21 protein-coding genes are annotated in these 24373 nt (G+C 64.4%); 12 read left to right on the top strand and 9 right to left on the bottom strand.

Annotation, left to right across the window (positions count from 1 at the left end):
• The first annotated feature begins 1 nt into the window (after nucleotide 1).
• Entirely contained in the window at nucleotides 2-1204 is a 1203-nt protein-coding gene (locus GEV37_RS11065; protein ID WP_227390312.1) for a four-carbon acid sugar kinase family protein, read from the top strand.
• On the opposite strand, the gene GEV37_RS11060 is transcribed toward GEV37_RS11065, so the two are convergent.
• A complete protein-coding gene (locus GEV37_RS11060; RefSeq protein ID WP_227390311.1) occupies nucleotides 1169-2215 on the bottom strand; it encodes a hypothetical protein in 1047 nt (348 codons plus the stop codon). The two genes, GEV37_RS11065 and GEV37_RS11060, sit on opposite strands and share 36 nt — an antisense overlap.
• A 198-nt stretch (nucleotides 2216-2413) precedes the next feature.
• On the opposite strand from GEV37_RS11060, the gene GEV37_RS11055 reads away from it, so the two are divergent.
• The 3 genes from GEV37_RS11055 to GEV37_RS11045 all read left to right on the top strand — a co-directional run bounded on the left by GEV37_RS11055 (nucleotide 2414) and on the right by GEV37_RS11045 (nucleotide 5863).
• Nucleotides 2414-2776 (top strand): hypothetical protein, encoded by a 363-nt coding sequence (locus GEV37_RS11055; RefSeq protein WP_227390310.1) that lies wholly within the window; start codon nucleotides 2414-2416, stop codon nucleotides 2774-2776.
• 8 nt (nucleotides 2777-2784) lie between these two features.
• Nucleotides 2785-4842: a pyrroloquinoline quinone-dependent dehydrogenase gene (locus tag GEV37_RS11050; RefSeq protein ID WP_227390309.1), complete on the top strand. Its 2058-nt coding sequence runs from the start codon at nucleotides 2785-2787 to the stop codon at nucleotides 4840-4842.
• A 127-nt stretch (nucleotides 4843-4969) separates the two neighbouring features.
• On the top strand, nucleotides 4970-5863 hold the full coding sequence (locus GEV37_RS11045; protein WP_227390308.1) for a ParB/Srx family N-terminal domain-containing protein: 894 nt from the start codon (nucleotides 4970-4972) through the stop codon (nucleotides 5861-5863).
• 31 nt (nucleotides 5864-5894) lie between these two features.
• On the opposite strand, the gene GEV37_RS11040 is transcribed toward GEV37_RS11045, so the two are convergent.
• Nucleotides 5895-6740 carry an ion transporter gene (locus GEV37_RS11040; RefSeq protein ID WP_227390307.1) on the bottom strand — a complete coding sequence of 282 codons (846 nt, stop codon included), beginning with the start codon at nucleotides 6738-6740 and terminating at the stop codon, nucleotides 5895-5897.
• Nucleotides 6741-7011: 271 nt separating this feature from the next.
• Between GEV37_RS11040 and GEV37_RS11035 the strand changes: the two genes are divergently transcribed.
• The 6 genes from GEV37_RS11035 to GEV37_RS11010 are packed head-to-tail and all read left to right on the top strand — an operon-like array spanning nucleotide 7012 to nucleotide 12866.
• Entirely contained in the window at nucleotides 7012-9843 is a 2832-nt protein-coding gene (locus GEV37_RS11035; RefSeq protein WP_227390306.1) for a monovalent cation/H+ antiporter subunit A, read from the top strand.
• 1 nt (nucleotide 9844) lies between these two features.
• Nucleotides 9845-10183 (top strand): Na+/H+ antiporter subunit C, encoded by a 339-nt coding sequence (locus GEV37_RS11030; protein WP_227390305.1) that lies wholly within the window; start codon nucleotides 9845-9847, stop codon nucleotides 10181-10183.
• Nucleotides 10180-11691, top strand: a complete 1512-nt coding sequence (locus GEV37_RS11025; RefSeq protein WP_227390304.1) for a monovalent cation/H+ antiporter subunit D — start codon at nucleotides 10180-10182, stop codon at nucleotides 11689-11691. Before GEV37_RS11030 ends, GEV37_RS11025 begins: the two co-directional genes overlap by 4 nt.
• On the top strand, nucleotides 11688-12185 hold the full coding sequence (locus GEV37_RS11020; RefSeq protein WP_227390303.1) for a Na+/H+ antiporter subunit E: 498 nt from the start codon (nucleotides 11688-11690) through the stop codon (nucleotides 12183-12185). The genes GEV37_RS11025 and GEV37_RS11020 overlap by 4 nt, the downstream gene beginning before the upstream one ends.
• The gene (locus tag GEV37_RS11015; RefSeq protein ID WP_227390302.1) at nucleotides 12179-12448 is read left to right on the top strand and encodes a K+/H+ antiporter subunit F; all 270 of its coding nucleotides are present in this window, start codon (nucleotides 12179-12181) and stop codon (nucleotides 12446-12448) included. Before GEV37_RS11020 ends, GEV37_RS11015 begins: the two co-directional genes overlap by 7 nt.
• Nucleotides 12449-12479: 31 nt before the next feature.
• Nucleotides 12480-12866, top strand: coding sequence for a Na+/H+ antiporter subunit G (locus GEV37_RS11010; RefSeq protein ID WP_227390301.1), 387 nt, complete (start codon nucleotides 12480-12482; stop codon nucleotides 12864-12866).
• 63 nt (nucleotides 12867-12929) lie between these two features.
• On the opposite strand, the gene serB is transcribed toward GEV37_RS11010, so the two are convergent.
• The 4 genes from serB to pgi all read right to left on the bottom strand — a co-directional run bounded on the left by serB (nucleotide 12930) and on the right by pgi (nucleotide 19876).
• A complete protein-coding gene (gene serB / locus GEV37_RS11005; RefSeq protein WP_227390300.1) occupies nucleotides 12930-13862 on the bottom strand; it encodes a phosphoserine phosphatase SerB in 933 nt (310 codons plus the stop codon).
• A 3-nt stretch (nucleotides 13863-13865) separates the two neighbouring features.
• Nucleotides 13866-16118: a DNA topoisomerase IV subunit A gene (parC, locus tag GEV37_RS11000; protein WP_227390299.1), complete on the bottom strand. Its 2253-nt coding sequence runs from the start codon at nucleotides 16116-16118 to the stop codon at nucleotides 13866-13868.
• A 6-nt stretch (nucleotides 16119-16124) separates the two neighbouring features.
• A complete protein-coding gene (gene parE, locus GEV37_RS10995) occupies nucleotides 16125-18020 on the bottom strand; it encodes a DNA topoisomerase IV subunit B (RefSeq protein ID WP_227390298.1) in 1896 nt (631 codons plus the stop codon).
• A gap of 155 nt (nucleotides 18021-18175) precedes the next feature.
• Nucleotides 18176-19876 (bottom strand): glucose-6-phosphate isomerase, encoded by a 1701-nt coding sequence (gene pgi / locus GEV37_RS10990; protein ID WP_227390297.1) that lies wholly within the window; start codon nucleotides 19874-19876, stop codon nucleotides 18176-18178.
• 103 nt (nucleotides 19877-19979) lie between these two features.
• Between pgi and cmoA the strand changes: the two genes are divergently transcribed.
• Nucleotides 19980-20723, top strand: a complete 744-nt coding sequence (cmoA, locus tag GEV37_RS10985; protein ID WP_227390296.1) for a carboxy-S-adenosyl-L-methionine synthase CmoA — start codon at nucleotides 19980-19982, stop codon at nucleotides 20721-20723.
• A 1-nt stretch (nucleotide 20724) separates the two neighbouring features.
• Nucleotides 20725-21735 (top strand): tRNA 5-methoxyuridine(34)/uridine 5-oxyacetic acid(34) synthase CmoB, encoded by a 1011-nt coding sequence (cmoB, locus tag GEV37_RS10980; protein ID WP_227390295.1) that lies wholly within the window; start codon nucleotides 20725-20727, stop codon nucleotides 21733-21735.
• On the opposite strand, the gene GEV37_RS10975 is transcribed toward cmoB, so the two are convergent.
• The 3 genes from GEV37_RS10975 to GEV37_RS10965 are packed head-to-tail and all read right to left on the bottom strand — an operon-like array spanning nucleotide 21732 to nucleotide 24172.
• Nucleotides 21732-22406 (bottom strand): zinc metallopeptidase, encoded by a 675-nt coding sequence (locus tag GEV37_RS10975; RefSeq protein WP_227390294.1) that lies wholly within the window; start codon nucleotides 22404-22406, stop codon nucleotides 21732-21734. The genes cmoB and GEV37_RS10975 overlap by 4 nt on opposite strands.
• Before the next feature lie 60 nt (nucleotides 22407-22466).
• Nucleotides 22467-23609 carry an App1 family protein gene (locus GEV37_RS10970; protein WP_227390293.1) on the bottom strand — a complete coding sequence of 381 codons (1143 nt, stop codon included), beginning with the start codon at nucleotides 23607-23609 and terminating at the stop codon, nucleotides 22467-22469.
• Entirely contained in the window at nucleotides 23609-24172 is a 564-nt protein-coding gene (locus GEV37_RS10965) for a type 1 glutamine amidotransferase domain-containing protein (RefSeq protein ID WP_227390292.1), read from the bottom strand. Before GEV37_RS10965 ends, GEV37_RS10970 begins: the two co-directional genes overlap by 1 nt.
• Between the last annotated feature and the right edge of the window lie 201 nt (nucleotides 24173-24373).

The raw sequence follows: 24373 nt of genomic DNA, 5'->3' as shown, positions 1-24373 counted from the left end.
CATGCGCTACGTGTTCATTGCCGACGACTTTACCGGCGCGTCGGATACGCTCGCCACGCTGTGCCGGGCGGGGCTCAAGGCGCGGCTCTACCTGTCGCCGCCCTCCCCCGAGGAAGTGGCGGATCTCGACGCCTTCGGCATCGCCACCGCCGCGCGCAGCATGGGTCAGCAGGCGATCGCCCGCGAAATGGCCGAGATTGGCGAACGGCTTCTTGCCCATCGCCCGGAGGTCATTCACCTGAAAGTCTGCTCGACCTTCGACAGCAGCGTCTCGACGGGCAACATTGCCACGGCGATCCGCGCGCTCACCGAGCGCCTGGCGCCCAAGGCGACGCTGATCGTCGGCGGCCAGCCAAGCCTCGGGCGCTACTGCGTATTCGGCCATCTGTTCGCCCGCGCAAGCGATGGCCGCACCTACCGCATCGACCGCCACCCGGTGATGCAGCGCCACCCGGTCACGCCCATGATCGAATCGGACCTGCGCCTGCACTTCGCCGCCATGGGGCTCGATCACGTGGTCTTGCTGGATCGCGAAGGGCTTCACGCCTCGACGCCGGTACCGGACGGCCCGCTTCTCTGTGATGCGCTGGAAAGCCGCGACCTGGCGCGCATCGGCCAGCGTTTCGGCTCGGGCCCCTGCCCCAGGCTCTGGGTCGGAGCGAGCAGCGTGGTTCAGGCGCTGTATCCGCAGCACGCCGAGGTCGCGTTACCTTCGCACCTGCCCGCGCCGCTTCTGGTATTCGCTGGCAGCCGCTCCGCGGTCACCGCCGCCCAGGTCGCTGCAGCGCATCGGCTGGTCAAGATCCCCCTTTCAACGCGGCAGCTTGCCAGCGGCTGCCATGCCGAACGCGAACGGATCACCGCTCACCTGCGACAAGGCCAGGCAACGCTTGCCGTTCTCGACGAGGACGCCGCCCACGGCATGAGCCCCCTCGAGTTGGCCAGGCGCTGCGCCGAACTGATCGCCTCGCTGGTCGAGACGGCACCGGTGGGCACGCTCCTCGTGGCCGGCGGCGATACCTCGAGTTTGGCCCTTCGCCAGTTGGCGCCTAAAAGCATCGACTACCTGGGGCCGTTGGCCGACGGCGTGCCGATCTGTGCCGCCAACCTCCATGATGCCCGCCGCTTACCCGTCATCATGAAAGGCGGGCAGATGGGCGGGGTCGAGCTATTCGATCGGGCGTTTCGAATGACGCAGCAATAGCGCGACGGCCCATGAAAGCGGCGCCAGCACGAAGCGCCACAGAACCCGCAGCATGATCAGCGCCGGCAGCAGCACGACCAGCCAAAGGGCGAACTGCCCAAGCCAGGCGGGCAGGCCAAGCCAGCGGGCGAGGTTGGCGCCGAGCGCGCTGATCAGCGACGGATGGCGGATCACGACGTAGGCGGTGGCGGTGAGCGCGGCGAGTCTGGCAGCTCTGGGCAGCGCGGCAAAGCGGGCGGTGCCGGCAAGCGCGCCGGAGCGAGCGCCGGTTTGCGTCGCGCGGGCTTCGACGCCCCCCACCCGTGCGCCACGGGCGAGACGCCCGGCGCGCAGCACCTTCACTGTGCTCGCCATCAAGAGCAGATCGACCCCTGCCCAGCCCATATCCGCCGCGCCGATCGCTTCATCCCGGCGCCACCGACTTTCCAGGCCACGCACGCCGCTGGTGAAGAAATCCCCCACGCCGGTAATGACGCGCTCGCTCTGCAGCCAGTGAATCTCGTTGTCACTATCCACCGCGAACTGGTTCAACAGCGCATGCCCCTCGTCCGCCAGCAGCGCAATGCCCATCAGCCCGCGCTGGTTCGCATTCCACTCGACAGGCGCCAGCGGCGTGTCATCGGCCTCGTTCCACCAGCGGCTGGCCTTGAGCGTGGCCACATCGTGCTCGCGGTAGTAAACGATCGGCAAGAGCGCCTCCGGCCCGAAGCGGGCGAGCACGTCCTGGAAGGCAGGGAGATACGCATAGGAGAGCAGCGTCTCGCGAGCGGCGCCGCCAAAGCGCTCGAGCGCCAGATGGGCGTTCATCCATAGCGCCGGTTCGTCGGCGTAGTGAAGAAATACCGCGTTGATCTCGGCGCTTTCTCCGGCAAGGGCGGCGTCGAGCGAGGGCAGCGCGCGCTGGGTTTCGAGGCGCACCAGACGCGGCTCGAAGGCCTCCGTCGAGGCCAGCGCGGTCAGCAACCCGGCCAGCCCCACGGCGAGAGCGAGGAGGATTCGTGCCGAGCGCATAGATTTTCCTCGGTGTGACTGAAACGCCCATTAAAGACCAACCACCTCAAAACTCAAGGCGCAGCGTCGCCGTCATCCAGATCCGCAGGCGTGCACGAGCAATATTCGACGAGCGCAGCACTTAACCTCTGCTAAACTTAAAAGGTTGTCGGCTAACTAATTAAACATCGAAAACCATACTTCAGGGAAATCATCGCAATGCCACAATTGCAAAGGCGCCGTCTGGGCGCGGGGCTACTGCTCGTATCGGCGCTCGTCGGGCTACTCATCGCGCTTTACGCGTACTTGACGCCGCTGACGGGAGTGACCGGCACGCTCGGCGCGCTGGTCGCCCTCCTGGCCTGCGTGGTGCTTGCCGGTGCTTCACTTGCGCTTTTCAAACTCAACCGCGGCGCGGGTCTCGTCATCCTTCGCGTTCTGATCCTGCTGGGCCTGGCCGGCACGTTCTTTGCCGCGCTGTTGCTTCACCAGTGGCTTCTGTGTGTGGCGATGGTAATCGGCCTGATCGGCTGGATCATCGATCTTGCAAGCCCCGCCCCTTCGAACGCCTTTCGCTCGTGAGATACCCCATGCCTGACGACATTATCCCGCTGCACCTTCGCTCACGCTCCATCAGGTTCCTGACCCCGCTGGCGCTTTTCACGCTGCTGCTGGCGCCGTCAGCGCTGCTGGCCAAGGAGCAGCCTGCGTCCGCGAACGACCTCTCGAACAGCGAACAACAGCAGAGCACCATTGAAGCGACAACACCAGAAGACGCCGCGCCGCCGATTCCGCTGGTGCCGGAAGGGGCTGTCTGGGACAGCTTCCACGGTCAGCTCAACGCCCAGAAGTACAGCCCGCTGGATCAGATCACGGCGAATAACGTCGCGGATCTCGAGAAGGCGTGGGAGTTTCATACCGGCGATGTTTCCGATGGCTCCGGTGACCACGCCCCGACGGTGTGGTCGGCCACGCCGGTATTCGCCAACGACACACTCTATATCGGCACGCCGATGTACCGGGTGTTCGCGCTCGACCCGGCCACCGGCGACGAGCGCTGGCAATTCGATACTCAGTCGAGCCAAGAAACCCTGACCCAGCCGGCGCTCAAGAGCCGCGGCGTCGCCTACTGGGAGGCGGATGAACCGGTCGATGGCGAGATGTGCCAGAAGATCGTCTATTTCGGCACCATGGACGCCCAGCTCTTCGCGCTGGACGCCGACAGCGGCGAGCTGTGCGAAGGCTTTGCCGACGGCGGCGTCTTGAACATCAACGACTGGAATGACAAGCTCGAGAATTGGCCACTTTCGCTTCTGCAGCCACCCACGGTGGTCGGCGATCGCCTGATCGTAGGTTGGGCCGGCAAGGATTGGGCGGAAAGCGTCACGCCGGCGGGCACGGTGTTCGGCATCGATGCGCGTACCGGCGAGCGTGAATGGACGTTCGAGGCGTTGACCCCGGAAATGCGTGAGCGAAGCGGCACCGCCAACGTCTGGACTCACATGAGCGCCGACGAGGAGCTAGGGCTGGTCTATCTGCCCATCGCCTCGCCCTCACCGAACTTTTGGGGCGGCAACCGCACCGAAGAAGTGCCGCTGGCGACCTCGACCACCGCGCTCGACATCGAGACCGGCGAGGTGGTCTGGTCGCGCCAGTGGGTACACCACGACATCTGGGACTACGACATCAATGCCGCACCGACGCTGATGGATATCACCGTCGATGGCGAAGAGATCCCGGCGCTGATGCAGGCGACCAAGATGGGCTTTCTGTTCGTGGTCAACCGCGAGACCGGCGAGGACGTCTGGCCGATCGAGGAGCGCGAGGTGCCCGGCGGCGACGGCAACGTCGAAGGCGAGGTCTACTCGCCCACCCAACCCTTCCCCACCCTGCCTGCGCCGCTTCTCGACCAGTCCCGCAAACCCGAGGTGTGGGCGCTGGCGGATGTCGCAAGCTTCGGCCAGTGCTCCGCCCTCTGGGACGATCTCTGGTACGAAGGCATGTACACCCCGCCCACCACCCAGGGCGAAGGCACGCTTGCTTACCCGGACAGCGCCGGTGGCGTTCAATGGGGCGGCGTGGCTTTCGATCCGGTCAGCCAGACGGCGGTGGTCAATACCTCGCACATCGTGCAGTACGTCAAGCTCTTCAACCGCGAGGCCTATGAGGAGGCGGACAGCGGCTCCGGCAACGAAAGCGGCTTCTCTCCGCAAGAAGGTGCACCCTACGGCATGCGCCTGGAAGTGGCGTTGAACTGGCTGGGCATGCCCTGCTGGGAGCCACCTTTCGGCGAGCTGGTGGCGATCGACATGACCACCGGCGAGGTCAAGTGGCGTGGCCCGGTCGGCGCCTCGCAGCAGTTCGGTTTCTTCATGCCGGAAAGCTGGGGTTCGCCGACCATCGGCGGCCCGGCGGTCACCGCCGGTGGCCTGATCTTCATCGGCGCCTCGATGGACGCCAAGGTGCGCGCCTACTCACTCGATACCGGCGAGCAGCTCTGGTCGGACCAGGCCCAGGCCCCGGTGGTCGCCAATCCCGCCGTCTACGAGTACCAGGGCCGCCAGTACGTGGCGTTCGTTGCCGGTGGCAACACCATTTTGAAAGATCACGTCGGTGATCAAGTGGTGGTCTACGCCTTGCCGGAATGACGCAGGCATCGACCGATCGGGCGGCCCATGGGCCGCCCTTTTCATTGGTGCGACCTGCGTGCCACCGTCACGCCCCTGTCATCGTTTCCCCTCAGGATAGGCGCGGTTCAAACCTGCGAGAGACACGATGAAGAAGACGATTGGCCTGCTGGCGCTGTTGAGCGCCACTCCGCTTTGGGCGCAGGAGGCGCCCTCCCCGATGATTCGCGAAGTCGTGCTGGGAGAGTTGCACCCGACCCAGCCGGCGCTCGGCTACCGGCAGATGGACTACAAGCAGGGTCGCTTTGCCCTCGATCGCGAAAAGCTTTTCGATGAATACTGCGAAACGGGCGGCCAGGGCGACATCGCCCGCTTCGATGACGCCTCCAGCCTCGACGACGGGGCAAGCTTCGACTGCAGCGATGCCCTCGGCACTCACCTCGGCGACATGAAGACTGCCGTGATCGCCCCCAACGGTGAGCTTTACTTGACCGACGGCCACCATACCTTCAGCAACTACATCGACGTGCAGGGCGCGTCCTTCGTGATGCCGGTGCGCATCACCGACGACTACAGCGACCTGGCCGACATGGCGGCGTTCTGGGAGAGGATGCAGGCCGAGCGTCAGGTGTGGCTCGATGCGCCGAGTGGGCCGATCGGCGTCGAAGCGCTGCCGGAGCAGCTAGGCCGGGCACATCAGGTGGACGATCCCTTCCGCTCGCTGGTCTACTTCACCCGCGGCGTGGGCTATGCAAAGCCCGACACCCCGCCGCCGTTTCTGGAGTTCTACTGGGGACAGTGGCTGGCCGAGCGTCTGTCGCTCGAAGATTTCGACCTGACCACGAAGGAGGGTTACGCCGAGGCCGTGATCGCCGCAGCCCAGGCGATGGTAGACGTCCCAGGTGAGACCCTCATCGCCGAGACCGCCAGCGGCCCGCTCACCGCCCGGGAGATGGGCCAGCTCGACGCCTTCGACAACGAGGAGCTCACCAAGCTCACCAGCGAGCGCGGCAAGCTCACCTACGCCTTTTCCGCCCGCTGAACCGCGCCCCGGCCGTGGGCCGGGGGCGTGTTCAAGGCTTGCCCGCGCCTTCGTCCTGACGGATCAGCGCGGCCTCCATCCGGTCGAGCTGCGCCTTCAAGCTCTTGACGTCGCCGCGCAGCGCCGAGAGCTCGGCCTCTTCGCCCTCGCCGCTGTCGAGCGCCATCTGGGCGCTCTCCTTCTGCATCACGTCGAGCACGATGCCGATCATCATGTTCAAGAACACGAAAGCATTAAGGAAGATGAAGGTCAGAAAATAGATCCAGGCATAGGGAAACTGCTCCATGGTCGGGTAGAGCACCGCCGTGGCCCAGCTCTCGAAGGTCGCCACCTGGAAGAGCGTCAGCATGGCCAGCGCAATGTTGCCCCAGAGCTGCTCGTCCACGGTGTGGAACAGAAAGCTTCCGATCGCCGCGTAGATATAGAAGATGATGAACATCAAAAGCGCCACGTAGCCCATGCGTGGGATCGACTTCACCAGCGCAGAGAGCAGCATCTGCAGTTCCGGAATCATCGACACCAGTCGCAGCACGCGGAAAATGCGCAGAAGGCGCGCCAGCAGCACCATCTCGGACTCGTCCATCGGAATGAGACTCGCCGTGACGATCAGGAAATCGAAGATGTTCCAGCCCTTCTTGAAGAAGTCGCGCAGGCGCGGCTCGGCGGCCATGCGAATCAGTATCTCGACCAGAAAGAACAACGTCACCGCCATATCGAGATAGGCGAGCCATTGCTCGAAGCGGCTCACCTCGTCGTAGGTGCGCGCGCCGATGACCAGCGCCGAGACGACGATGATGGCGATCACGAAGGTCTCGAAGAGTTTGTTGCTGCGCAGTTTCTCGAACCGCGCCTGCCAGGTACGAAGCGAAGTGCTCATGGGGTATGCAATCTCTTGGGCGCGCGTGCGCGATGCCGTGTCAAAACGTGGGCATTATTCCTGCGCGGCAGCCACGACGCAAACGTGTCTCACGTCCACGGACTTGGCGGGTTACGGCCCGTTACCGCGCTCATCCCCCTTGCGGGCCTAAGACTAAAGCCGCAAGACTGGCTTAAAGTGGTATCCTCCTGCGGTTTGCTTACACTGAACTAGCCTGAAGGCGCCATGAAAGCGCTCGGCCACGTTGACACCCTTTGTGCTGGATGCCCCGATGACACTGCTTTGGATTGCTCTACTCCCCTTGCTGGGCGTGCTGGTGCCCGTCTTGGCGGGCAGGCGTTCCCGCCTGACGTGCTCGCTCGCCACCGCCATCGCCCCCGCCGTGGCACTGGGCCTGACCCTCGGGCTCGTTCCCGCCCTCGGCGCCAATGAGCCGATGCGCTTTTTCGCCGAGTGGCTGCCGGAGCTTGGGCTGGCACTGGCCTTTCGCCTCGACGGGCTATCGCTTCTCTTCAACCTGTTGATTCTCGGCATCGGCCTGCTGATTCTGCTCTACGCCCATTTCTATCTCTCCAAGGAGGAGCCGGTGGGGCGTTTCTACGCCTTTCTGATGCTCTTCATGGCCTCGATGGTGGGCATCTCGCTCTCCAACAACCTGCTGCTCCTGTGGCTGTTCTGGGAGCTGACGAGCCTGTCGTCGTTTCTGCTGATCGGCTTCTGGTCGCATAGAAACGATGCCCGCAAGGGCGCGCGCATGGCGCTGACCGTGACCGGTGCCGGCGGGCTTGCGCTGCTGGCGGGACTTTTGCTGCTGGGCAACATCGTCGGCAGCTTCGACATGGACACGGTACTGGCGAGCGGCGCGCTGATCGTCGAGGATTCGCGCTACCCGGTCATGCTCACGCTGGTGCTGCTTGGCGCGTTCACCAAGTCCGCCCAGTTTCCGTTCCAGTTCTGGCTGCCCAACGCCATGGCAGCACCCACGCCGGTGTCGGCCTACCTGCACTCGGCCACCATGGTCAAGGCGGGCATATTCTTGATGGCGCGGCTGCACCCGGCGCTGGCGGATAGCGCCCTCTGGCACCTGATCGTGCCGCTGGTGGGCACCATCACGCTGCTCTACGGCGCCTGGTTCGCCTTCTTCAAGACCGATCTGAAGGCGATTCTCGCCTACTCCACCATCAGTCATCTCGGCCTGATCACCGTGCTGCTGGGCATCGGTAGCCCCATGGCGGTGCTGGCGGCGCTTTTTCACATCATCAATCACGCTGCCTTCAAGGCCGCGCTGTTCATGACGGCGGGCATCATCGACCACGAAGCGGGCACGCGGGAGCTCAAGCAGCTCGGCGCACTCAGAAAGACGATGCCGGTCACGGCGCTGCTGCTGACCCTGGCTGCCGCCGCCATGGCGGGGGTTCCGCTGCTCAACGGTTTCCTGTCCAAGGAGATGTTCTTCACCGAGACGCTCGAGAGCCCGCTGCTCGGCGGGCTGAGCTGGCTGCTGCCGGTGCTGGCGACCGTCGGCGGCATCCTGTCGGTGGCCTACTCGGTGCGCCTGGTCGTCGCGGTGTGCCACAGGCCCGCCCGGGAAGCGTCCCCCAAGACACCCCACGAGCCGCCCTACCTCATGCGCCTGCCGGTCGAGGTACTGGTGGCGGTGTGCCTGCTGGTGGGAATCTTTCCCGCTTTCATGGCGACGGGGCTTCTGGAGCTCGCCACTCAGGCGGTGCTTCAGGCACCGCTCGATTTCCACCTGGCGATCTGGCACGGCTTCAACCTGCCGCTTCTGATGAGCGCGATCGCCTTCGTGGTCGGCGCCGCGCTCTACTGGCGCCATTCGGACCTGCGCCGCTTCACCGACTCCTTCGCACCGGTAGACGCGCCGCGCCTGTTCGAGCGCGCGCTGGTCAGTCTCGGCCAGCGCTGCGAACAGCTGCTGGCACTCTGGGACGGCCAATCACTACAGCGCTACATGGGGTGGCTGCTGCTGGCCACGCTGATCGCCGGGGTCATGGGGCTCACCCAGATCGAGACGCTGACCGGCTCGCGCGGCAATCAGCCGGTGGATGGCATCGTGCTGTTCGGCGCGGTGATGCTGATCTTCGGCGGTCTCGCCACGGCGATCACCCACCGTTACCGGCTGACCTCGCTTTTGATGCTCTCGGTGGTGGGGCTGTTCGTGGCGCTGACCTTCGCGCGCTTCTCGGCGCCGGATCTGGCGCTGACCCAGCTGTCGGTGGAAGTGGTCACCATGATCCTCCTGATGCTGGCGCTGTTCTTCCTGCCCCAGAAAACGCCGCCGGAATCGAGCGGCAAGCGCAACCTGCGCGATGTCTTCCTGGCCGGCGGAGTGGGTCTGGTCGTCGCCAGCCTCAACTACGCGGTGATGACCCGCGAGACGCTGTCGATCTCGCAGTTCTTCATGGAGAACAGCATTCCCGGCGGCGGCGGCCACAACGTGGTCAACGTCATCCTGGTGGATTTCCGCGGCTTCGATACGCTCGGCGAGATTACCGTGCTGGCGCTGGCCGGGCTTGCCATCTTCAAGCTTCTGAACCGGCTGAGACTGTTCATTCCCCATAGCGACAGCGAAGGCCGCGTGTGGTCGCCGGATCGCTACCCGGCGATCCTGACCTCGATATCGCTGGCGCTGCTGCCGCTGGCGCTGCTGGTCTCGGCGTTCATCTTCCTGCGCGGGCACAACGAACCCGGCGGCGGCTTCATCGCCGGGCTGATCACCGCCGTGGCTTTGATTCTTCTCTACATGGCGCGGGGCGTCGAATGGGCCCAAAGCCGACTGGACTTCCCCTTCCAGCCGGTAGCCGTGGTGGGCGTGGCCGTCGCCACGCTGACCGGACTCGGCAGCTGGCTCTTCGGCCATCCTTTTCTCACCTCGGCGTTCGGCTACTTCAGCCTGCCGGTGGTCGGCAAGTTCGAGCTGGCCACGGCCCTGCTGTTCGATCTCGGGGTGTATCTCGCCGTGGTCGGCGCCACGCTGATGATTCTGGCAAACCTGGGCAAGGTCACCACCGCCCACCGCCCGGTGGTAGATGCACCCAAGGACGAGCCCCATGCCCCGGCACCGAACAAGGAGACTCTCTGACATGGAAACCCTCTACGCAGTGACCACGGGCGTGCTCAGCGCCTGCGGGCTCTATCTCACGCTTCGAGGACGCACCTTCTCGGTGGTGGTGGGGCTGACGCTTCTCTCCTACGCGGTGAACCTGTTTCTGTTCTCGATGGGCGGGCTCACCACCGACGGCGCGGCGGTCATCCACGACGATGGCCACGGCGCCTACGCAGACCCCTTGCCCCAGGCGCTGGTACTCACCGCCATCGTCATCGGCTTTGCCATGACGGCGTTCGTGGTGATCCTGGCCATGCGTGCGCGAAGCGAGCTGGGCAATGACCAGGTCGACGGCAAGAAGGAAGACCGCGAATGATGCAACACCTGGTCGTTTTTCCCATCGTGGTGCCGTTGGTTGCGGGCATCATTCTGCTCTACCAGCGCCAGGGGCTAGTGCGTTTCAAGCGCGCGGTGAGCGTGGTGGCAACGTTACTGAGCCTGGCGGCCGCCATCGCGCTGATCACTCGCGCCGCCGAGGGCGAGATTCTCTACTACGCGCTGGGCGACTGGCAGCCGCCCTTCGGTATCGTGCTGGTGCTCGACCGGCTCTCCGCCCTGATGCTGCTGGTCACCGCCGTGCTTGCCCTGGGCGCGGTGGTATTCGCCTGCGCCAGCGACGATGAGAAGGGCAGCAACTTCCACGGACTTTTCCAATGGCAGCTCTTGGGCATCAACGGCGCCTTTCTGACTGGCGATCTGTTCAACCTGTTCGTGTTCTTCGAAGTGCTGCTGCTCGCCTCCTATGCGCTCTTGCTGCACGGCGGCGGCAAGGCGCGCATCCAGTCCGGCGTCTACTACGTGGTGCTGAACCTGGCGGGCTCGTCGCTGTTTCTGATCGCGGCAGGCATCCTGTATGGCGCGACCGGCACGCTCAACATGGCAGACATGGCGATTCGCGTGGCGGAACTTCCCGCCGAACGCCAGGGACTGGTGACCGCCGGCGGCTTGATCCTGCTGGTGGTGTTCGGATTGAAATCGGCGATGCTGCCGCTCTACTTCTGGCTGCCGCGCGCCTACGCCGCCGCCCCGGCGCCGGTAGCGGCGCTGTTCGCGATCATGACCAAGGTGGGCATCTATGCCATCCTGCGCGTCTATCTACTGATCTTTGGTGAAAGCGCCGGGGCGCTTGACGCCCTCGAGCAGGCGTGGGTGTGGTGGCTCGGCCTTGCCACGCTCGCCGCGTCGGCGGTAGGCATTCTCGCCTCGCGGGACCTTCGCCAGCTCATCGCTTATCTGGTGCTGCTGTCGGTGGGCACGCTTCTGGCAAGCGCCGGGATGCGCAGCGAGGCGGCCGCGTCAGCGCTTCTCTATTACCTGATCCACACTACCTTGGTCACCGGCGGGCTATTCTTGCTGGCAGAGATGATCGGCGCCCAGCGCGGCAAGGCGGGCACTCGCCTGGTAAAGGCACGGCCGCTGGTGCAGGGCAAGGCGCTGGGGCTTGCGTTCTTCATCGGCGCCGTGGCCGTGGTGGGCGTGCCGCCGCTCTCCGGGGCGCTCGGCAAGGCCTTGGTGCTCAACTCGGCCGACGACGTGCAGCGGCTGTGGCTCTGGCCGACGCTGTTGATCGCAAGCCTCGCCTCGCTGATCGCACTTTCTCGGGCCGGCTCGACGCTTTTCTGGCGCAGTCACTACGGCAACCCTAGTGGCGCGGCACTTTCAAGGTGCCAGTGGTTCGGCGTGGTGTGGCTCTTGAGCGCGGCTCCGCTGCTGGTGGCCTTCGCCCAGCCAGTGAGCAGCTACACCCAGGCGACCGCCGAGCAGCTTGCTCATCCCGAGCGCCTGACCGATACCCTTCTCTCCAACGCGCGAGGTAGCTTATGATCACGCCGCGTCGCTGGCTGCCCACGCCGGTCCTGTCGCTTCTGCTGCTGTTCGTGTGGCTTTTGATGGCGCGCAGCTATGCCCCGGGGCAGATACTGCTCGGCGGGGTGCTGGCGATCGTCATTCCGCTGGTCACCTTCCGTTTTTGGGACACCAAGCTGCGCATCAAGAAGCCCTGGGTGCTGGTGCGCTTCATCCTGCGCGTGCTCAAGGACATTGTGGTGGCCAACTTCGAGGTCGCGCGCCTGGTGGCCAACCCCTGGAAGCGCTTGAAGCCGCACTTCATAGAGTATCCCTTGATGCTGGAGGAGCGCTTCACCATCACGCTGCTGGCCAGCACCATCAGCCTGACCCCGGGCACGGTGTCGGCCAACTTGCGCCTCGATGGCAAGTCGCTTTTGATCCACGCGCTGGACGTGGAGGATGAGCAGGCACTGATCGAGGAGATTCGCGAGCGCTACGAACGCCCGCTCAAGGAGATCTACGAATGCTGAGCGTGGCTCTTTATCTCACCCTCACGCTGGTGGTACTGGCGCTTCTGATGAACTTGTTCCGACTGATCGTGGGGCCTGATCTGCCCGACCGGGTACTGGCGCTGGACACCATGTACGTTAACTCCATTGCTCTGATCGTGCTGCTGGGGCTATGGCTCGACAGCAAGACCTACTTCGAGTCGGCGCTGCTCATCGCCATGCTGGGTTTTATCAGCACGGTGGCGGTGTGCAAGTACATTCTGCGGGGAGACATCATCGAATGACATCAACGATCGAGCGCCAAGGAGGCCGCCCATGCCCTTTCTAGTCGAGGCTCTCATCTCGCTCATGCTGCTCACCGGCGGCGTGTTCGTGTTCATCGGATCATTGGGCATGGCTCACCTGCGCGATTTCTTCATGCGCCTGCACGGTCCCACCAAGGCCTCCACGCTGGGCATCGGCTGCATGTTGATCGCCTCGATGGGCTACTTCTGGAGCATGGATGGCCATATCGACATCCAGGAGCTCTTGATCACGCTGTTTCTGTTCATTACCGCGCCGGTCAGCGCCCACCTGCTGGCCAAGTCAGGTCTGCACCTGCGCGTGAGGCACGTACAGAAGACCGGCGGCGTGCCCTTCGAGCTGCGTGACGAGGAGGTCGGCAAGAAGCCGGTGCCGCATCCGGACAAGGGCCACGGCTAAGCCCCCGAGAAAGCAAAAGCGGCGCCAGAGGCGCCGCTTTTGCTTTAGAACGGCTGAAGGCGTTCAGCCTTCGAGCTCGGCCTCCGCGTGGCCTAGCAGGTAGAGCACACCGTCCAGCCCCACGCTCGAGAGCGCCTGGTGCGCCTCGGCGCGTACCAGAGGCTTGGCACGAAACGCAACGCCAAGCCCCGCCCGGGCGAGCATCTTGAGGTCGTTCGCGCCGTCGCCCACCGCCACGGCCTGGGCAAGCGTGAAGCCCTCGCGATCGGCGATCTCGGCCAGCAGCGTCGCCTTGCGCTCGGCATCGACGATCGGCTCACGGGTCTCGCCGGTGACACAGCCCTCCCTGATTACCAGCTCATTGGCATGCACCTCGTCGAACCCCAGGCGCCGCTGCAGCGCATGAGCGAAGTAGGTGAAGCCGCCGGAAAGAATCGCGGTGCGATAACCCAGGCGCTTCAGGTTCTTCATCAGCCGTGGGGCGCCATCCATCAGCACGAGTTCGGAAGCGATGCCTTCGAGCACCGACTCGTCGAGCCCTTCGAGTTTCGCCATGCGCTCGCGAAAGCTCGCTTTGAAATCGAGCTCGCCACGCATGGCACGTTCGGTCACCTCCATCACCTCGTTCCCCACGCCGTGGCGCTTGGCGAGCTCGTCGATCACTTCCGCCTTGATCAGGGTCGAATCCATGTCGAAGCAGACCAGACGATAGGCGCGCTCATCGATGTCCTGGATCACGATGTCCACGGGGTGGGCCTCGCCGATGGCGAGCGCGGCGTGGCGAAGCGCCTCCCAGGGGCAGCTCTCGCCGCCTTGCGCGTCGCAGGCCACCCTGTATTCGATGACGTCGAGCGCCGCGCCCTGAGCGGTGTCCGCCAGACGCTTAAATCCCTGCTCTCGCAGGTTGAACTGCACCTTCAAGGCGCCGAGCTCGGACTCGATGGCGGGCGTCAGGCTCGGCGCCAAGACGGTCATCAGTTTCTCGCTACGTGCCATGCCCTACTCTCCTGCCTCAAGCCGATCCACCTTCTGGAAACCCCGCGGGAGCTTGCTGCCTCGCCGCCCGCGTTCGCCGCGGTAGTATGCCAGATCGGCAGCCTTCAGAGTGAGTTTGCGCTTGCCGGCGTGCACGATGAGTTCGGCGCTCTCCCCGAGCACCGTCATGTCGCGCACGAACTCCTCGCGCCGCGCCGCCCGTGGCCCGGGAATATCCAGCATCTTGATGCCCTTGCCCTTGCTCATCTGAGGCAGATCGCTTGCCGGGAACAGCAAGAGCCGCCCTTCGTTGGAGACCAGCGCCACCCACAGCGCCTCATTCTCCGTCACCGCCACCGGGGCCATCACGGTGCACCCCTTGGGCAGGCTCAGCACCGCCTTGCCCGCCTTGTTCTTGCCGGTGAGATCGCCAAGGGTGGCCAGAAAGCCGTAGCCGCCATCGCTTGCCAGCACGAACCGTTGAGTTGGCGCAGCGAGCATGAGACCGGTCATCTGGGCGCCGGCGGTGACGTTGACTCGACCGGTGATCGGCTCGCCCTGGCCGCGGGCGCTGGGCAGGTTGTGGGCGGAAAGCGTGTAGGCGCGTCCGGTATCGTCGAGCAGCACCAGCGGATGGTTAGTCTTGCCGCGCCCGGCAAGCTGAAAACGGTCGCCAGCCTTGAAGGAGAGCCCGGCGGGGTCGATGTCGTGGCCCTTGGCGGCGCGAATCCAGCCCTTCTCGGAGACCACCACGGTGATCGGATCGGCGCCCAGAAGCTCGACATCAGTTAGGGCCTTCGCCTCGCCGCGTTCGACCAGCGGTGAGCGACGGGCGTCGCCGTGCTCCTTGCCGGCGGCGCGAATCTCCTTCTCGATCAGCGTGGTGAGTTTGGCGTCGCTCCCCAGCAGGCCCGTGAGGGTCTTGCGCTCCTTCTCGAGCGCGTCCTGCTCGCCGCGAATCTTCATCTCCTCAAGCTTGGCCAGGTGGCGCAGGCGCAGCTCCAGGATCGCTTCGGCCTGGCGCTCGGACAGCGCGAAGGCTTCGATCAGCGCGGCCTTGGGCTCGTCCTCCTCACGGATGATACGGATCACTTCATCGAGATCGAGATACGCGGTCAAGAGCCCTTCGAGAATGTGCAGGCGATCCTCGACCTTGCCGAGACGATGCTCGAGGCGCCGACGCACGGTGGTGCGGCGGAAGGTCAGCCATTCGCCGAGCATCTCCGGCAGCGGCATGACGCGCGGGCGGCCGTCGAGGCCGATCACGTTCATGTTCACCCGCACGTTCTTCTCGAGATCCGTGGTGGCGAACAGGTGCGCCATGAGCGACTCCACATCCACCCGGTTTGAGCGCGGCTCGATCACCAGGCGGGTAGGCTCCTCGTGGGTCGATTCATCACGCAGATCCGCCACCATAGGCAACTTTTTCGCCTGCATCTGCGCGGCGATCTGCTCGAGCACCTTGGCCCCGCTGACCTGGTAGGGCACTGCAGTGATGACGATGTTGGCCTCTTCGCGAACAAAGCGGGCGCGCAGCTTCACCGACCCGCGGCCAGCCTCATAAAGCTTACGCAGATCCGCCGCCGGGGTGATGATCTCGGCATCGGTGGGAAAGTCCGGCGCGGGGATGAATTCCATCAGATCCGCGGTGGTGGCTTTCGGGTTACGCAGCAGATGGCAGGTCGCCTCGACCACCTCGGACACGTTGTGCGGCGGAATATCGGTGGCCATGCCGACGGCGATGCCGGTACCGCCGTTCAACAGCACATGGGGCAGGCGCGCCGGCAGTACCACCGGCTCCTGCATGGTACCGTCAAAGTTCGGCGCCCACTCGACGGTGCCTTGCCCAAGCTCACTGAGCAGCACATCGGCGAATTTCGAGAGTTTCGCCTCGGTATAGCGCATCGCGGCAAAGGACTTGGGGTCGTCGGGGCTGCCCCAGTTGCCCTGGCCATCCACCAGCGGGTAGCGGTAGCTGAACGACTGGGCCATGAGCACCATGGCCTCGTAGCAGGCACTGTCGCCGTGGGGGTGGAACTTGCCCAGCACGTCGCCCACGGTGCGCGCGGACTTCTTGTACTTGGCGTTGGCGTTGAGCGAAAGCTCACGCATGGCGTAAATGATGCGCCGCTGCACCGGCTTCATGCCGTCGCCGATGTTGGGCAGCGCGCGGTCGAGAATCACGTACATCGAGTAGTCGAGGTACGCCTTTTCGGTGTAATCACGAAGGGAGAGACGCTCGACGTCGCCTTCGGCCACCTGAATATCCATGGTCATCGGGGGTTATACCTCAATGTCTGCGAGGTTGCCGTAATCTTCCAGCCACTTCTTGCGGTCGCTGGCGCGCTTCTTGGCGAGCAGCATGTCCATCATCTCGAGCGTTCCGTCGCCATCTTCAAGGGTGAGCTGAACCAGCCGCCGGGTTTCCACCGCCATGGTGGTTTCACGAAGCTGCAGCGGGCTCATCTCACCCAGGCCCTTGAAGCGCTGAACGTTCGGGGTGCCACGCTTCTTGGCCAGCTGCTTGAGAATCGCGGCCTTCTCGCTTTCGTCCAGGGCATAGTGCACCTCCTTGCCCAGGTCGATGCGGTAAAGCGGCGGCATGGCGACGAACACGTGGCCGGCATCCACCAGCGCCGGGAAGTGGCGCACGAACAACGCACACAAAAGCGTGGCGATGTGCAGGCCGTCGGAGTCGGCATCGGCGAGGATGCAGATCTTGTGATAGCGCAGCTTCTCGAGGTCGGCGCTGCCAGGATCCGCGCCGATCGCGACCGCGATGTCGTGCACCTCCTGGGAGCCGTAGATGTCGTGGGTCTCGACCTCCCAGGTATTCAAGATCTTGCCGCGCAGCGGCAGGATCGCCTGGGTGTCGCGGTTACGCGCCTGCTTGGCGCTGCCACCGGCGGAGTCACCCTCGACCAGGAAAAGCTCGCTCAAGGAAGGGTCCTGGCCGGAGCAGTCGGCGAGCTTGCCGGGCAGCGCCGGGCCGGAGGTCACCTTCTTGCGCGCCACCTTCTTGGCCTTCTTCTGGCGGCTTTGGGCGGCGCTGATGACGAGCTCCGCGAGCTGCTCGGCCTGATCGACGTGGTGGTTCAACCACAGCGAAAAGGCGTCCTTGACCACGTTGGAGACGAAGGCGGCGATGGTGCGCGACGAGAGCCGCTCCTTGGTCTGGCCGGCGAACTGCGGGTCGAGCATCTTCACCGAAAGCACGAAGGAGGCGCGCTCCCAGAGATCGTCGGCGGTGAGCTTGATGCCTCGAGGCAGAAGGCTTCGGTACTCGCAGAACTCGCGCAGCGCGTCCAGAAGCCCGGAGCGAAACCCGTTGACATGGGTGCCGCCCTGAGGCGTGGGAATCAGGTTGACGTAGCTCTCCAGCAGCGCCTCGCCACCTTCCGGCAGCCACTGGATGGCCCAGTCGACGCCGTGCTCGTCGTCACTGAAGTGGCCTACAAAAGGCTCGCTCGGCAGCACTTCATAGCCGTCGGTGGCCTGGGCGAGATAGTCGCGCAGGCCGTCGGCGTAGGCCCACTCGGTTCTGGTACCGTCGGGCTCGACCAAGGTGACGCTGAGCCCCGGACAGAGCACCGCCTTGGCGCGCAGCAAATGCTTCAGGCGGCCAAGCGCGAGCTTGGGGCTGTCGAAGTAGCTTTCGTCCGGCCAGAAGCGCACCAGCGTACCGGTGGCGCGCTTGGCGGCCTTGCCGATCTCGTGAAGCTCCTCGGCCTTTTCACCGTGCTCGAAGGCGATGGCGTGGCGGGCGCCATCGCGGGTCACTTCCACTTCCAGGCGGCGAGAGAGCGCGTTGACCACGGATACGCCGACCCCGTGCAAGCCGCCTGAAAAGCGGTAGCTCGACGAGGAGAACTTGCCGCCGGCGTGAAGCTTGGTGAGGATCAACTCGACGCCGGAGACGCCGTGCTCCGGGTGGATGTCGATCGGCATGCCGCGGCCGTTGTCCTTGACCTCGATGGCGCCGTCGCTTGCGAGCACCACTTCGATGGCCGTGGCGTGACCCGCCAGCGCTTCATCGACGCTATTGTCGATGACTTCCTGGGCCAGATGGTTGGGCCGGGTCGTGTCGGTGTACATGCCGGGGCGCTTGCGTACCGGCTCGAGCCCGGAAAGGACCTCGATCGAACTCGCGCCGTACTGAGAGGCATCAAACTGGGTCATGGTGCATCAATTCCTGGGAAACGGTGCGCAGGCCACGCCGGATGAACGGGCGCGGCGAAAAAAGAGACAGCATAGCGTAAAAGCAAATTACTGTATATCCAGCCATACCTTCTCTACTGAACATGGCCGAGGCAGGCTGGACAGGGTTGATTTCATTACTTGAGCGATTTGCCCTGCTCCGCGGCCCTGAAGGTGCGGATCAGCCCCTGGCTCGAGGCGTCGAGGCTGTCGAGGGCGCTTTCGCCTTCCATCATCGCCTGAGTCTCCTTGGCGATCGCCTTGCCAAGCTCCACGCCCCACTGGTCGAAGGGATTGATGTCCCAGATCACTGCCTGGACGAACACCTTGTGCTCGTAGAGCGCGATCAGCGCACCCAGAGTGTGCGGGGTGAGCTCGTCCATCAGCACCGTAGTGGAGGGCTGGTTGCCGCGATAGCGTTTGTGCGCCGGCGGCGTGCCCTCTTCGTCCACGGCGTCGTCGCCAAGCATCAGCACCCGCGACTGGGCGAAGCAGTTGGCCAGCGCCAGCCGGTGCTGGGCCTTGAGGTGGCGTTGGGTGTCCGGATCCTCGATATCGTCGTAGCGCTTGAGCGGGGCGATGAAGTCGCACACGACCGGCTGGGTGCCCTGGTGGAGGAGCTGGTAGAAGGCGTGCTGGGCGTTGGGCCCGAGCTGGCCCCAGAGCACCGGGCAGGTGGAGTAACCCACCTCTTCGCCCTGGCGGGTGACCGACTTGCCGTTGGACTCCATCTCGAGCTGCTCAAGGTACGCCGCGAAGTACTCGAGGCGCCCATCGTAGGGCAGAATCGAATGGGCGCGGATATCCAGGAAATTGACGTTCCAGATGCCCGCCAGGCCCAGCAGTACCGGCAGGTTCTGGTCCAGCGGCGCCTGGCGAAAGTGGTTATCCATCGCGTGGGCCCCGGCCAGCAGTGCACGAAAGTGTGCCATGCCGACGATCAGCGCGATGGGCAGGCCGATGGTGCCCCACAGCGAATAGCGCCCGCCGACCCACTCCCAGAACATCAGCTGGTGATCCGGCGCGATCCCCCACGCGCACATCTTCTCCGGGCTCGCGGAGACGCCGATGAAGTGCTGGCGCACGATCAATTCCGCGCTGACCGGGTCGCTTCCGGCCATGTCGTCGTGCTCGGAGAGCCGCCCCAGGAGCCAGTCCTTCGCCGTGTTGGCGTTGGAGAGCGTGTCGATGGTGGTGAACGACTTCGACGACAGGATGAACAGCGTGGTTTCCGGATTGAAGCGGGCGAGGTAGTCGGCAAGCTGGGAACCATCCATGGTCGAGGCGAAATGCACCTCCACCGGGTGAATGTCCTCAGGCCGATAGTCCGCCAGCGCGTGGGTGACCATCAAGGGGCCAAGATCCGAGCCGCCCACGCCAAGATTCACCACGTGACGGATGGGCTTGCCGGTCGCGCCGCGCCACTGGCCCGCGTGCAGCCGCTCCACCAGACGCTCCATCTGCGCTAGGCTCTCATGCACGGCAGCGACGATGTCGTCGCCCTCCACCGTCAGGGTGGCCTCCGCCGGCAGGCGAAGTGCCGTGTGCAGTGCCGGGCGATTTTCGCTGACGTTCACCCGCTGGCCACTCAACAGCGCCTCGATGGCGCCGGGCAGGCCCGCCTCCTCGGCGAGCGCCAGCAGGTGGCCGAGGGTCTCGTCGTTCCAGCGCTGCTTGGAGAGATCCAGCGTCAAGCCGTTCACCGTGCGGGTGAAGGCGCTCCAGCGGCATTCGCTTTGGACGAAAAGCTCCTTGAGATGCACTTGGCGAAGCGTGCGCGCGTGGCGTTCGAGCGCTTGCCAGGCGGCAAGCTGGTCGGGAGTGTGGTGTCGTGCCAAAGCCGTTGGCCCTCTGGTTCGTGGTGTTGCAAAGCCGGGGACTGTCGCGGGTTGTCAAGGGCGCGTAAACTACGCAACCTCCACTTTCTATCCTGGCTTGCCCATGAGTAACGCATCTTACCGTGACGCTATCTTTTCGACACCCCTTGACCGGGTGGCCCGCTTCTCTTTCGACGAGCAGGTGGTGGCGTGCTTCCCCGACATGGTTCGCCGATCGATCCCGGGATACGGCCAGATTCTCGGCATGCTGAGCCTGATCGCGAAGCGTCATCTGCGTCACGGTGCCCACATCTATGACCTGGGCTGCTCGCTCGGCGCCTCGGGCCTGGCACTGGCCGGCGCCCTGCCCGCGGACGCTTTTCGCTATACCGGGGTCGATGTCTCGCCGGCCATGGTGGAGAAGGCGCGCGACACCTTCTCCACCGAATGCCCGGAACACGCCATGACGGTGCTCGAGGAGGACATCCGCACCCTCGAGTACGCGTCGTCGGGCATGATCATTCTCAACTTCACGCTGCAGTTTCTGCCGCCGGATGACCGCGACGTCCTGCTTGCAAGGCTCTATGCAGCCCTTGAACCCGGTGGCGTGCTGATCCTGTCGGAGAAGACCGTCGACCCGGACGAGCGCGACAACGCCTGGCGGGTGGAGCGCTACCACGACTTCAAGCGTGCCAATGGCTACTCGGAGCTCGAGATCAGCCAGAAGCGCACCGCGCTCGAGAACGTGCTGGTTCCCGACAGCCTCGACGCACTGCACGAGCGCCTGCAGACGGCGGGCTTTCCCCGTTCGATGACCTGGTTCCAGTACCTGAACTTCGCCTCGTTGATCGCGTTCAAGGAGGCCTGAGGTGGCGCTACCGGATGATCACCGCGGCCTCTACCAGGCGTTTCTCGACCTGGCCGCAGACAACGAGGCCCTGCTGCCCTGGCTCGCCCGATTACCCGCCCAGCTGGCCACGGGGTTAGACAAGAAACGCCACGGCGATCTCTCGGCCTGGGAGAAGGCGGTGAAGAAGCTACCGGCGCTTCCCGAGGCGCGCCAAGTCGCGCTCGACGCCGATACGGTCAGCGTCGAGATGGCGCTCGACGAGAGCCAACGGCGCCAGTGCTTCAACCTGCTCAAGAAACTCGCGCCCTGGCGCAAGGGGCCGTTCAACCTTGGCGGCATCGAGATCGACACCGAATGGCGCTCGGACTGGAAGTGGCAGCGCGTGGCGCCGCATCTGTCCGACTTGAGGTACCGCAAGGTACTCGATGTCGGCGGCGGCAGCGGCTATCACGCCTGGCGCATGGCCGGCGCAGGGGCCGCCTTCGTGCTGGTGATCGACCCCTCGCCGCGCTTCTACTGGCAGTTCCAGGCGGTGCGCCACTTCGTCGGCGACGCGGATGGCCACCGCACCCACTTTCTGCCGGTGGGCATCGAGGACGTGCCGGAGAACCTGGGCTTTTTCGATACCGTGTTCTCCATGGGCGTGCTCTATCACCGCGCCTCGCCCTTTGAGCACCTGAACCAGTTGAAAGCCGCCCTTGCCCCCGGCGGCGAACTGGTGCTGGAAACCCTGGTGGTCGAAGGCGACGAGCAGACGGTGTTCGTCCCCGGCGAGCGCTACGCGGCGATGCCCAACGTCTACTTCCTGCCCTCTTCCAAAGCACTGTGCCACTGGCTGACACGCTGCGGTTTCGAGAACGTTCGCGTGGTCGATGAAGCCCCGACAACGCTTTCCGAGCAGCGCTCCACCGAGTGGATGACCTATCAGTCGCTTGCGGATTTCCTCGACCCCGAAGACCCCACACGCACGATCGAGGGTTATCCGGCGCCACGGCGGGCGATCGTTGTGGCCAACAAGCCCGGCAATTAACGCCGCAAGATCACCAGCCACCGCCCCAGATTCAAGACACTGGCGAGCGAGGCCGCCACGTAGGTGAAGGCGCAGGCGGTGAGCACGTGGCGCGCGCCGTTCATATCAGAAGGCGGCACGTACTCCTTGAGTAGCGGAAGCGCGCGGTTGAAGCTGGCGTCGAACTCGACCGGCAGCGTGACCAGGTGCACGACGGCAGCGGTGCCGAAGCTGACGACGGCAATGGCGATTACCGCGGCGAGCCCGCCGGGCAGGCGGGTGAGGATGAAGAGGAAGGGGGCGGCCATCATCAGGAGCGCACCGAGCTTTTCGGCTTTCTGTGCCACACCGACCATGCGGCTGCGCGCCACCAGCGGAGCGTAGCCTTCGGCGTGCTGGAGGGCGTGGCCGACCTCGTGGGCGGCGACGGTCACGGCGGTGAGCGAACGCCCGTCGAAATGATCCGGAGAGAGGCGCACCGCCTTGGCCAGCGGGTCGTAGTGATCGCCCTGCTCGCTCATCTCCACCGCAACATGATCGAGGCCGAAACGGCGCAGCAGGTGGCTTGCGAGCTCACTGCCGCTGCCCGGATAGTCGTCGCGGCCCCGGGCATGGCGCTTGAGCACCCATTGCGCCCACAGGTTGGGAAGCAGAAAGATGGCGAGTGCCAATACGACAAGAAGAACGATCATGGGGAGTGCTCGAGCGGGAGTGCCCCCTTGTACCACGAGCGATCGGCGTTTACACGCCGTTCACTGTGAGATGCCAGCCTGCTCCGCCTCTTCCTCGGCCAGGTGCTCCTTGACATCGCGCTTGACCGCATCCAGTCCGCGCCGGGAAATTCGGCCCTGCCGGTGGGCATGCTCTGCCATCAATACACTGTCGGCGGCCAGTACCAGGTCGCAATCCGTGCCGGCCAGCTCGTCGCGAAGCCGCTCGATGGCCTCCTGGCGTTTGGGGTCCTTATCCACCCGGCGAATGTAGATGGCCTTGATGCGGCCTGGGTAGGCCTTCACTACCTCGGTATAGACCTCTGGGTCGTGTTGGCCGCTATCACCGATCAAGATGCAGGGCATCTCGTCGTAGAGCCCCAGCATCCGGTCGATCAGATCGCGCTTGTGATCCTCGGCCTTGCGTGGCCAGGGCTTGCGCCAGGAGATGCCCCACTCGCGCAGAAACAGGATCGGCCCGACGGGAATGCGGTTCATCTGGAAAAACGCCTCAAGCATCTCGTAGATCGCCCAAGGCCCGCGCGAGACGTAGAGAATCGGCCGTTCGGCCTTCTCGCTGACGCCTCGATAAAGCGCCTGATAGAGCGAGGCCACACCGGGAAAGGCGGTGCGTCGATGCGGCTTGCGCACGAACAGCCGATAGAGCATCTTGAGCTTTTCGGCAACACCGGTGAACATCACGGTGTCATCGATATCGCTGATCACCAGAAGATCGGCTTCCGGCGGCGGCACGTAGACTTCCGCGCTGGTGCGCACCGGCGTCTGGCCTTCGGCACGCACAAGAATGTCCGCGCGGTGCCAGGAAATGTCGATGGGAAGATCGTGTTCGATGGGCAGATGAGCATCGAAATAGCCATCGCGGTCGGTAGTGAGTGTCAGCGTATTGCTGCCGACGTTCAGCTCGACTTCTGCTTCTTTGAAACCACGACGAAAGATGCGCCGAGTGACATCGGCGGTATCACGCAGAATGCCGCGCCGGGGAATGGCACGGCCAAGCGCCGCCTGTCGAAACACCCGCCCCATGACGAAAACTTCCTTTTGCGACCCGTAGCCACGGTAGGGATGGACGACCATCCCTCCGCGACCGCTGTCGCGCTTCATGGGCTTGGCGACAATGTGGGCAAGCCGCTTGACGAAACTTGCCCACTGGCGGTACCACGCCATCAGGCGTGCTGACCCGAATGCTTGCCTTCCTGAATCTCCTCTAGCAGCTTGGCACAAAAAGCGTCGAGGTCTTCAGGCGTACGACTGGTGACCAGCGCCTGATCACATACCACGGCTTCATCGACCCATTTCACGCCGGCATTCTTGAGATCCTGAGCGATGCTATGCACCGAGGTCATCTCACGACCGTCGACTACACCGGCGTTGATCAAGATCCACGGCGCGTGGCAGATCGCGCCCACCGGCTTGCCGGCCTGGAAGAACGCTTTGACGAAACTCAGTGCGTCCTCGTTGGTACGAAGCTCATCCGGGTTGAACAGGCCGCCCGGCAGTACCAGCGCGTGGTAATCGGACTCGGAAGCGTCGGAAAGCGCCTTGTCGGCCTCGTAGGTGTCGCCCCACTCGGTTTCTGCCCAGGCGCGAATGCCCTTGCCGGTCGGCGTGACGATATGTACCTCGATACCGTTTTTCTGCAGCGAGGCGCGCGGAACGCTCAGCTCGGACTCTTCGAAACCGTCGGCAGACAGGATCGCGACACGTTTACCGTTCAGTGCTTGATTCATCATGCTCTCCATTTCGTGATGAGGACATTTCGTGGTGACTACTCGTGGTAGCTAATCGTGGTAGCTACTCGTGATAACTGCTCGTGGTAACTGCTCGTTGCAACTACGCGTTGCGGCCATGCCGTACAACGCCTTACAAGTGTGGCCCATCTTGTACAATCGTCAAGCGCTAATATAGAACCAGGCTAGATAGCACGGGCA

It is taken from the genome of Vreelandella malpeensis (assembly GCF_020622355.1).
GTDB classification, from domain to species: domain Bacteria; phylum Pseudomonadota; class Gammaproteobacteria; order Pseudomonadales; family Halomonadaceae; genus Vreelandella; species Vreelandella malpeensis.
This window is presented reverse-complemented; position numbering and strand designations above follow the sequence as displayed.